At 74.4% G+C, this 7,734-nt stretch carries 9 protein-coding genes; 4 read left to right on the top strand and 5 right to left on the bottom strand.

The window, feature by feature from the left end; translation table 11 throughout:
* Together HYE82_RS31165 and HYE82_RS31160 are read left to right on the top strand one after the other, a co-directional pair.
* On the top strand, positions 1–500 hold a 500-nt coding region (locus HYE82_RS31165), incomplete at its 5' end, for a cytochrome P450 (RefSeq protein ID WP_179177549.1).
* Entirely contained in the window at positions 497–1,414 is a 918-nt protein-coding gene (locus tag HYE82_RS31160; RefSeq protein WP_179177548.1) for an NAD(P)-dependent oxidoreductase, read from the top strand. The genes HYE82_RS31165 and HYE82_RS31160, both read left to right, overlap by 4 nt.
* A 36-nt stretch (positions 1,415–1,450) precedes the next feature.
* Here HYE82_RS31160 and HYE82_RS31155 read toward each other — a convergent pair whose 3' ends face one another.
* From HYE82_RS31155 to HYE82_RS31135, 5 genes are all read right to left on the bottom strand, one after another.
* Positions 1,451–2,032, bottom strand: coding sequence for a hypothetical protein (locus tag HYE82_RS31155; RefSeq protein ID WP_218783266.1), 582 nt, complete (start codon positions 2,030–2,032; stop codon positions 1,451–1,453).
* Positions 2,033–2,181: 149 nt separating this feature from the next.
* The gene (gene msrB, locus HYE82_RS31150; protein WP_179177547.1) at positions 2,182–2,595 is read right to left on the bottom strand and encodes a peptide-methionine (R)-S-oxide reductase MsrB; all 414 of its coding nucleotides are present in this window, start codon (positions 2,593–2,595) and stop codon (positions 2,182–2,184) included.
* 56 nt (positions 2,596–2,651) lie between these two features.
* Entirely contained in the window at positions 2,652–4,052 is a 1,401-nt protein-coding gene (murC, locus tag HYE82_RS31145; protein ID WP_179177546.1) for a UDP-N-acetylmuramate--L-alanine ligase, read from the bottom strand.
* 121 nt (positions 4,053–4,173) lie between these two features.
* Positions 4,174–4,641 carry an indole-3-glycerol phosphate synthase gene (locus tag HYE82_RS31140; RefSeq protein ID WP_179177545.1) on the bottom strand — a complete coding sequence of 156 codons (468 nt, stop codon included), beginning with the start codon at positions 4,639–4,641 and terminating at the stop codon, positions 4,174–4,176.
* A gap of 134 nt (positions 4,642–4,775) precedes the next feature.
* Complete coding sequence (locus HYE82_RS31135; RefSeq protein ID WP_179177544.1) at positions 4,776–5,597, bottom strand: pyrimidine reductase family protein; 822 nt, start codon at positions 5,595–5,597, stop codon at positions 4,776–4,778.
* Between the two features lie 36 nt (positions 5,598–5,633).
* Between HYE82_RS31135 and zapE the strand changes: the two genes are divergently transcribed.
* Together zapE and HYE82_RS31125 are read left to right on the top strand one after the other, a co-directional pair.
* On the top strand, positions 5,634–6,743 hold the full coding sequence (zapE, locus tag HYE82_RS31130; protein WP_179177543.1) for a cell division protein ZapE: 1,110 nt from the start codon (positions 5,634–5,636) through the stop codon (positions 6,741–6,743).
* Between the two features lie 72 nt (positions 6,744–6,815).
* Positions 6,816–7,241 (top strand): OsmC family protein, encoded by a 426-nt coding sequence (locus tag HYE82_RS31125; protein WP_179177542.1) that lies wholly within the window; start codon positions 6,816–6,818, stop codon positions 7,239–7,241.
* Positions 7,242–7,734: the final 493 nt, after the last annotated feature.

The raw sequence follows: 7,734 nt of genomic DNA, 5'->3' as shown, positions 1-7,734 counted from the left end.
TGGCGGGGGCACTGGGGGCGATGGTGGCCGTGGCTGCCGTCAACACCACGGTGGCCGCGCTGCCCCGGGCCGTGGCCTGGTGTGCCGACGCCGGGCTGTGGGAGCAGGCCGCCGACCCGGTGCTGCTGCCCCGGCTGGCGGACGAGTTGCTGCGGGTGACCACGGCTTCGCCGGTGCTGCCACGGGTGGCCGCCGTGGACGGGAGCGTCGGCGGCTGCCCGGTCCGCGGGGGCGACCGGCTGCTGCTGGTCGCCCGGCATGCCGCCGCGGCGCACCGGCGCGACCCCGACGCCCTGGATCCGGCCGCGCCGGCCGACGCCCACCTGGTGTTCGGCGCCGGCCCCCACGCCTGCCCCGGCGCCCGGCTGGCCCGGGCCCAGCTGGCCGACGTCCTGGCGGCGCTGGCCCCGTACCGGCCGCGGGTCGTCCGGGCCCGGGTGGACCGGCGGGCGGCCCTGCCCGGCTGGCGGGTCCTCACGGTGAAGGCGGCGGGCGCGTGATCCGGATCGCGGTCACGGGGGCGAGCGGCTTCTGCGGAGGGCACGTGGCCCGGGCGGCCGCCGCGCGCGGGGCGGAGGTGGTGTGCCTGGGCCGCAGGCCCGGCCCCGTCGGGGAGCACCGGTTCTGGGACGCCGCCCGCGAACTGCCGGACCTCTCCGGGGCGGACCTCGTCGTGCACTGCGCGGCCGCGGTCGGCGACCCGGCGCCCGGCTCGCCAGCGGAGAGGGAGATGCACGCGGTCAACGTCGGCGGCACCGAGCGGCTGCTGGCGGCCGCCGGCGGCCGGCCGGTGGTGTGGGTGAGCAGTGCGAGCGTGTACGACCCGCGCCCGGACCGCAGCCTGGTCGGCGAGGACCACCCGCGCGACGGGCAGCTGAACGCGTACGGGCGGACCAAGGCGGAGGGCGAGGCGCTCGCCCTCGCTGCGGGAGCTGTGGTGCTCCGGCCGCGGGCCGTCTACGGGCCGGGGGACACGACGCTACTGCCCCGCATCGTGTCCCGGGTGCGGGCGGGGACGCTGTTCCTCCCGGGCCCGGACGTCCTGCTCAGCCTGACGGCGGTGGAGAACCTGGCCGACGCGGCGCTCGCGGCCGCCGACTGGACGCCGGGCGCGTACAACGTGGCCGACGCGGAGCCGTACGCGCGCGATGCGACCGTACGCCGGGTGCTGGCCGCCCACGGCATCACGGCCCGCATCCGGCACCTCCCGCCGGGCCTGGCCCGTGCGGCCGCCCGCGCGGCGGAAGCCCTGGCCCGCGGCGCCGAACCGCTGCTGAGCCGGTACGCGGTGGACCAGCTGGCCCACTCCGTCGTCCTGGACCTGACCCGCGCCCACTCCCGGGGCTGGACCCCGCACCACACCCTGGACGGCTACCTGGCAACCCTGCGCACCCCCGGCCCGCGCGGCGCCTGAACGCACCGGGGTCCGGCGCGGAGCCCCGGTTTCTGGTCAGGCCGGGGCGCGGCCGGGCCGGATCGTCACGATGACCGGCCAGACGAGGCTGTACAGCAGGATCTTGGTGAGCGGATTCAGCCAGACGAGGAGGAGGGCTCCGCGCTCCGGGCCGCCGACGAGCCACACCATGCCGAGCAGCAGCGCGCAGCCGACCGCGTACGCCAGGAGGAAGCGGAGCCAGGAGCGCCACTCCTGGCGGACGCGGGCCCGGCCGTACAGGACGGGCCGGGGCTCCTCGGCGGCGGCACCGCCGAACCGCCGGGCGAACCTGGCGTCGGCCCAGCGCAGGGTGTCGTGTCCGAAGGCCACGGTGAAGCCCAGGTAGGCGGCGGAGAGCCCGTGCCAGATGCTCGGCTCGGCCCCGTCCCGGAGGCTGAGGACGGTGGCCGCCAGCAGCACGACGTCGATCAGGGGGACGCACAGCAGGAGCGCGCCGCCGAGGCGTCTCCGTCCCTTGGCGTAGCGGGCGGCGAGTCCGGCCGCGAGCAGGACCCAGAAGAGTACGTCGCAGGCGATGATCAGGTACAGGATGGCTCGTTCACCTCGTGGCGCGTCGTGGCGCGACGTATGCCGCACGGGCCAGGGTCCTTGCCTCCCCCCGGCACCGGCCAGTCTACGAGCCGACCGTGGCCAACGCCTCCACACTCCGTGACGAACTCCTGTTCCGCACCGGCCCGTTGGCCGGTGGCGGAACGGCAGCCCCCGGTGTCCGGAAGGCGCGGACGTCAGCCCTCGGTGGAGTCCGGGGCCAGGCGCAGGGAGATCGAGTTGATGCAGTAGCGCTGGTCCGTGGGGGTCGGGTAGCCCTCGCCCTCGAAGACGTGGCCCAGGTGGGAGCCGCAGCGGGCGCAGAGGACCTCCGTGCGGACCATGCCGTGCGAGGTGTCCGCCCGCAGTTCGACCGCGTCCGAGTCCTTCGGGTCGTAGAAGCTCGGCCAGCCGCAGTGCGACTCGAACTTCTCGGTGGAGCGGAAGAGCTCGGCGCCGCAGCCGCGGCAGCTGTAGATGCCGGGCGTCTTGGTGTCGGTGTACTCACCGCGGAACGCCGGCTCGGTGCCCGCCAGGCGCAGCACCTGGTACTCGGACGGCGTCAGCTCCGTCTGCCACTGCTCGTCCGTCTTCTCGACCTCGTACGCCATGGCTCTTCCGCTCCCTCTCCCTGTGTCCCTCGGGTCCCTCGTGTCCGGCGCCTCGGTCAGCCGGACAGGCGGGCCAGGATCGCCGGACCGAGGTCCGTGACGTCTCCCGCGCCCATCGTCAGAACGAGATCACCGGGCTTCGCCATTCCCGCGATGACCTCGGCGACGGCGGCCTTGTCGTGCTCGGCGGTGACGTCGGCGCCGGCCGCCCGCGCGGCCGCGATGATGATCTCGCTGGTGACGCCCGGGATCGGGTCCTCACGGGCGGGGTAGATGTCCAGGACCACCGCGGAGTCGGCGAGGGCGAGGGACTGGCCCATCTCCTTGCCCAGCTCCTGGGTGCGCGAGAACAGGTGCGGCTGGAAGACGACCAGGATCCGGGAGTCCCCGGCGGCGCCCCGGATGGCCTCCAGGTCGGCGGTCATCTCGGTGGGGTGGTGTGCGTAGGAGTCGATGACCTGCACGCCGGCGGCCTCGCCCTTGAGCTGGAGGCGGCGCTTGACGCCGGTGTACTTGCCGAGGGCGGAGGCCAGGTCGTCGGCGGGGATGCCGAGGGCCACACCGGCGGCGAGGGCGGCGACGGCGTTGTGCGCGTAGTGGCGCCCGGGGACGGAGACGGTGAAGACGATCTCGCGGCCGTCGATCACGACGGAGACCTCGCTGGTCAGGCCGCGGGGGGTGATCTTCTGGATCCGGACGTCTGCGCCCTCTTCCTCACCGTACGTGGTGACGGTCAGCCCGGGGGTGCCGCTGACGCGGTCGGCGATCTCGGCCGCGCCGGCCTGGCCGTGGGCGACGACCAGGGTGCCGCCGGGCACGATCTTGCCGACGAAGGTCTCGAAGGACTCGTAGATCTCGTCCATCGACGCGTAGTTCGCGTGGTGGTCGAGCTCCGCGTTCAGGATGATCGCGACCTGCGGGGTGTACTTGTGGAAGCTGCGGTCGCTCTCGTCCGCCTCGGCCACGAAGATGTCGCCGGTGCCGTGGTGGGCGTTGGAGCCCGGGGCGTCGAGGTCGCCGCCGATGGCGTACGAGGGGTCGAGGCCGAGCGCCGACAGGGACACCGCCAGCATCGAGGTGGTGGTGGTCTTGCCGTGGGTGCCGGCGACGGCGATCGGCCGGAGGCCGTCCATCAGGGCGGCGAGGGCGTCGGAGCGGTGCACGACGGGGATGCCGAGTTCGGCGGCGCGGGCCAGCTCGGGGTTGTCGGCGCGGATCGCGCTGGAGACGACCACGCAGGTGGCGTCGTCGGCGAGGTGGCCGGCGGCGTGCCCGATGTGGACGGTGGCGCCGTGTGCGCGCAGCGCCTGTGCGGTGTCGGAGTCGCGGGCGTCGCTGCCGGCGACCCGGGCGCCGCGCTGGGCGAGGATCTTCGCGATGCCGGACATCCCGGCGCCGCCGATGCCGATGAAGTGCGGGCGTTCCATGGCGTTCGGCAGGCCGGGCGGCGGCGTCATATCGGGGCTCCCCAAGGTGCGGGTCGGGCGGTACGGGCTGTACGTGCGTGCCGAGCGGTCCGCCGGACGGCCCGCGGTGCGGGCCGGCCCGAGGGGCTCGACGCGTGTGTCGGACGCCAGCCTATTCGTTGTGGGCGAAGAGCTTGAGCACGGGAACCCCGACCTTGTGGCGGGCGCGGGAGGCCCAGTCCCGGTGGAAGAACTCCTCGACGAAGTGCGGGGCGGTCAGAACGATCACTTCGTCGGCCTTCGAGCCCTCGACGACCTCGCGCAGTTTGTCGAGCGGGTGGTGCTGGACGATCTCCCCGACGGCCTGGGCCCCCTTTCTCCGCAGGACCTCCAGGGAGTGGGCGAGGGCCTGCTCGGCGGGGCCGAGCGCGGCGTCGCCCTCGGGGATGTCGGCCTCGCGCAGCGCCTCCGGCAGCTCGCCGAGGGCGACGTCGTCGATGGCGCGCAGCAGCCGGTCCTGGTCGCCCCTGGGCTGCATGAGCACGATGAAGGAGACCGGGTCGTCCCCGTGCAGGGTGGTGACGAAGTCCGCGTCGACGGCGGTCAGCGGCTGCTCGATCATCAAAACGCTCGTGAACACGGACGCCCTCTCCTCCATGGGCCGCGGCCGGGCGGCCGCGCCCTGCGGAAACCATCCTGCCCCGCTCTCGCACGGGGCGTGCGCAGATATATGTGCCCAGCGGAAGCTAGGCGGAACGAGGAATTCCGCTTTTGTCAGATCCGACGGTAGCTCGTGAAGAGGAACCCGGCCTCCTCCAGCACGGAGGCCGGCGCGAGCCGGTGCGGCACGGCCACCCCGGGGCCTCCGGCGATCCGCTGGGCGTCACCCGCCGTGAGCATCGGGGAGATCGTCAGGCACAGCTCGTCGAGCACGTCGGCGGCCACGAACTGGCCCAGCAGCCGGGGCCCGCCCTCGGTGAGCTGGCGGCGCAGCCCGCGGGCCGCGAGCTCCCGCACCACGCGGGCCGGGTCCACCGCGGCCCCGTCCCCGGCCACGACGATCTCGGCCCCGGCCCTGGCCGCCTCGGCCACCTTGCCGGCCGGGGCGCCGGCGCCGGTGACCAGCAGGGTCGGCACCAGCGGGGAGGTGAACAGGGGCAGCGAGTAGTCCAGGTCCGCCCCCGCCGTGACCACCGCGATGGCGGGCGCGGGCCCCTGCCCGGCGGCCGCGCGCCGGGCCGCGAAGGCCTCCCGCGCCCGGGCCGGGCGGTAGCCCTCCTGGCGAACCGTTTCCGCGCCGGCGATCACCACATCTGCCAGCGCCCGCAGGGTGCCGAAGATCCGCATGTCGGTGTCGCTGGAGATCGGCTGTGAGCGGCCCTCGTGCTGGGCGGCGCCGTCCAGGGTCGACACCATGTTCGCCCGCAGCCAGTGGCCGTCCGGCCCGGTGTCGGGGTACGCGTAGGCCTCCGCCAGCTCGTCCGGCGACCACTCGCGGTCTTCGGAGTCCGCGGGGCGGGCGTCCGCGGGGCGGTCCCCCGAGCCGGGGCCTGCGGGGCGGGATGTCTGATCGGTCACAGGGAACAGGCGTCGCATCGGTGCAGTCTGCCACGCCGCGTACAGTGAGGAGCTGTGCCGACATCACTCTCCGCTTCCGGTTCCACCCACGGGCGACACCTGATATCCGACGCGGGCCCGCAGTCCCTGTGCGCCCGCGAGCCCCGGGTGCCCGCCGAGCGGCTGGTGGCCGAGATGGTGCCGCCGCCGCGGTTCGACTCGGTGCGCTTCAACACGTACGTGCCGGACTCCACCCAGCCGAGCCAGGCCGAGGCGGTCACCGTCCTCAGCGGCTTCGCCGCCGGGCTGGGCGGCGCGCACGCCACCGGCTCCGGCAGGCGGCGCTGGTTCTCCCGCGCCCCGAAGGCCGCGGCCCCCACCGCCCCGCGCGGCGTGTACCTCGACGGCGGCTACGGCGTCGGCAAGACCCACCTGCTGGCCTCCCTCTGGCACGCCACCCCGGCCGAGCCCGCCCTGAAGGCCTTCGGCACCTTCGTGGAGCTGACCAACCTCGTCGGCGCCCTCGGCTTCCAGCAGACCGTGAACACCCTCGGCGGACACCGGCTGCTGTGCATCGACGAGTTCGAGCTGGACGACCCGGGTGACACCGTGCTCGTCTCCTCCCTCCTCAGCCGGCTCGTCGAGCGGGGCGTGGCGCTGGCCGCCACCTCCAACACGCTGCCCGGCAAGCTCGGCGAGGGCCGCTTCGCGGCCGTGGACTTCCTGCGCGAGATCCAGGGGCTCTCCGCGCACTTCCGGCCGCTGCGCATCGACGGCCAGGACTACCGCCACCGCGGGCTGCCGGAGGCTCCGGCGCCGTTCTCGGACGAGCAGGTGACGAAGGCCGCGTACGCCACCGAGGGGGCGAGCCTCGACGACTTCCCCGGGCTCCTCGACCACCTGGCCAAGGTGCACCCCAGCCGGTACGGCGCCCTCACCGACGGCATCACCGCGGTCTGCCTCACCGATGTGGTCCCCGTGCCGGACCAGTCGACCGCGCTGCGGCTCGTCGTGCTCGCGGACCGGCTGTACGACCGCGAGATACCGGTGCTCGCCTCGGGTGTCCCGTTCGACAGGCTGTTCAGTGACGACATGCTGAACGGCGGCTACCGCAAGAAGTACTTCCGCGCCATATCCCGGCTCACGGCCCTGGCACGCGACGCGAAACCCCTGGTCTCCCAGTAGGTTTGGGGGCGCCGGGCCGCTTTCGGGCGGACCGGCCTTTCCTCACTTTCCTGCGAAGGGACACCAGCGAACATGGCCACCACCCGTCACGCACACACCGTCTGGGAAGGCAACCTGCTGGAGGGCAAGGGTGTCGTCACCCTCGACTCCTCGGGCATCGGGTCGTACGACGTCTCCTGGCCCTCCCGCGCGGAGGCGGCGAACGGCAAGACCAGCCCGGAAGAGCTGATCGCGGCCGCGCACTCCAGCTGCTTCTCGATGGCCCTGTCCCACGGCCTGGCCGGCAAGGGCACCCCGCCGACCCGCCTGGAGACGAAGGCGGACGTCACCTTCCAGCCGGGCGAGGGCATCACCGGCATCCACCTGACGGTGGAGGGCGAGGTCCCCGGGCTGGACGAGGCGGGCTTCCAGGCCGCGGCCGAGGACGCCAAGAAGAACTGCCCGGTCAGCCAGGCCCTGACGGGCACGACCATCACCCTGAGCGCAAAGCTCGCGTGAACACCCAAGCCGCGTGAACACCCGGGCCGCGTGAACACCGAGGCGGCGTGAACACCGAGGCCGTCTGAGCGCCCCGCCCGGGGGCCGGGGCGCCGCCTCGGACCCCGAGTCCCGGCCCCGAGCCCGCGGCGCCCCGGGGTGGCGCCCCGGCCACCGAACGCCCCGTCTGCCCGCCATACGCGGGCTGCACCGCCGTACGCGGCAGGCAGACGGGGCGTCCGGCCGTTTCGGACCGTCAAGGGCGAGCCGGTCCGGTTCTCGGCCCGTACGACGCCTGTGTCCTCTGCACCGATGCCGAGGAAGCGTGAACGGCCGCCGCCGAGCCGCTCCCTGTGCCTGTCCCCCCGGTGGGCCCGCGCTGTGGGCCCGCGCTGTGGGCCCGCGCTGTGGGCCCGCGCTGTGGGCCCCCGCGGTCGGGCCCTGCGGGCCGGTACGACAGCGGCTCCGCGTACGGCCGGCCGCCGGAGGCCGCCGGTGGGGTGAAGGGGCGGGC

Origin of the sequence: Streptomyces sp. BR123 (assembly GCF_013401435.1) — a bacterium.
Taxonomy (GTDB): domain Bacteria; phylum Actinomycetota; class Actinomycetes; order Streptomycetales; family Streptomycetaceae; genus Streptomyces.
Note: the sequence above shows the minus strand (reverse complement) of the source record. Positions and strands in the feature narration are given on the sequence as shown.

Excerpts from the sequence above, each read along its gene's own strand:
- msrB (WP_179177547.1), bottom strand. The coding sequence starts at position 2,595 with ATGGCGTACGAGGTCGAGAAGACGGACGAGCAGTGGCAGACGGAGCTG.
- murC (WP_179177546.1), bottom strand. The coding sequence starts at position 4,052 with ATGACGCCGCCGCCCGGCCTGCCGAACGCCATGGAACGCCCGCACTTC.
- HYE82_RS31135 (WP_179177544.1), bottom strand. The coding sequence starts at position 5,597 with ATGCGACGCCTGTTCCCTGTGACCGATCAGACATCCCGCCCCGCAGGC.
- HYE82_RS31125 (WP_179177542.1), top strand. The coding sequence starts at position 6,816 with ATGGCCACCACCCGTCACGCACACACCGTCTGGGAAGGCAACCTGCTG.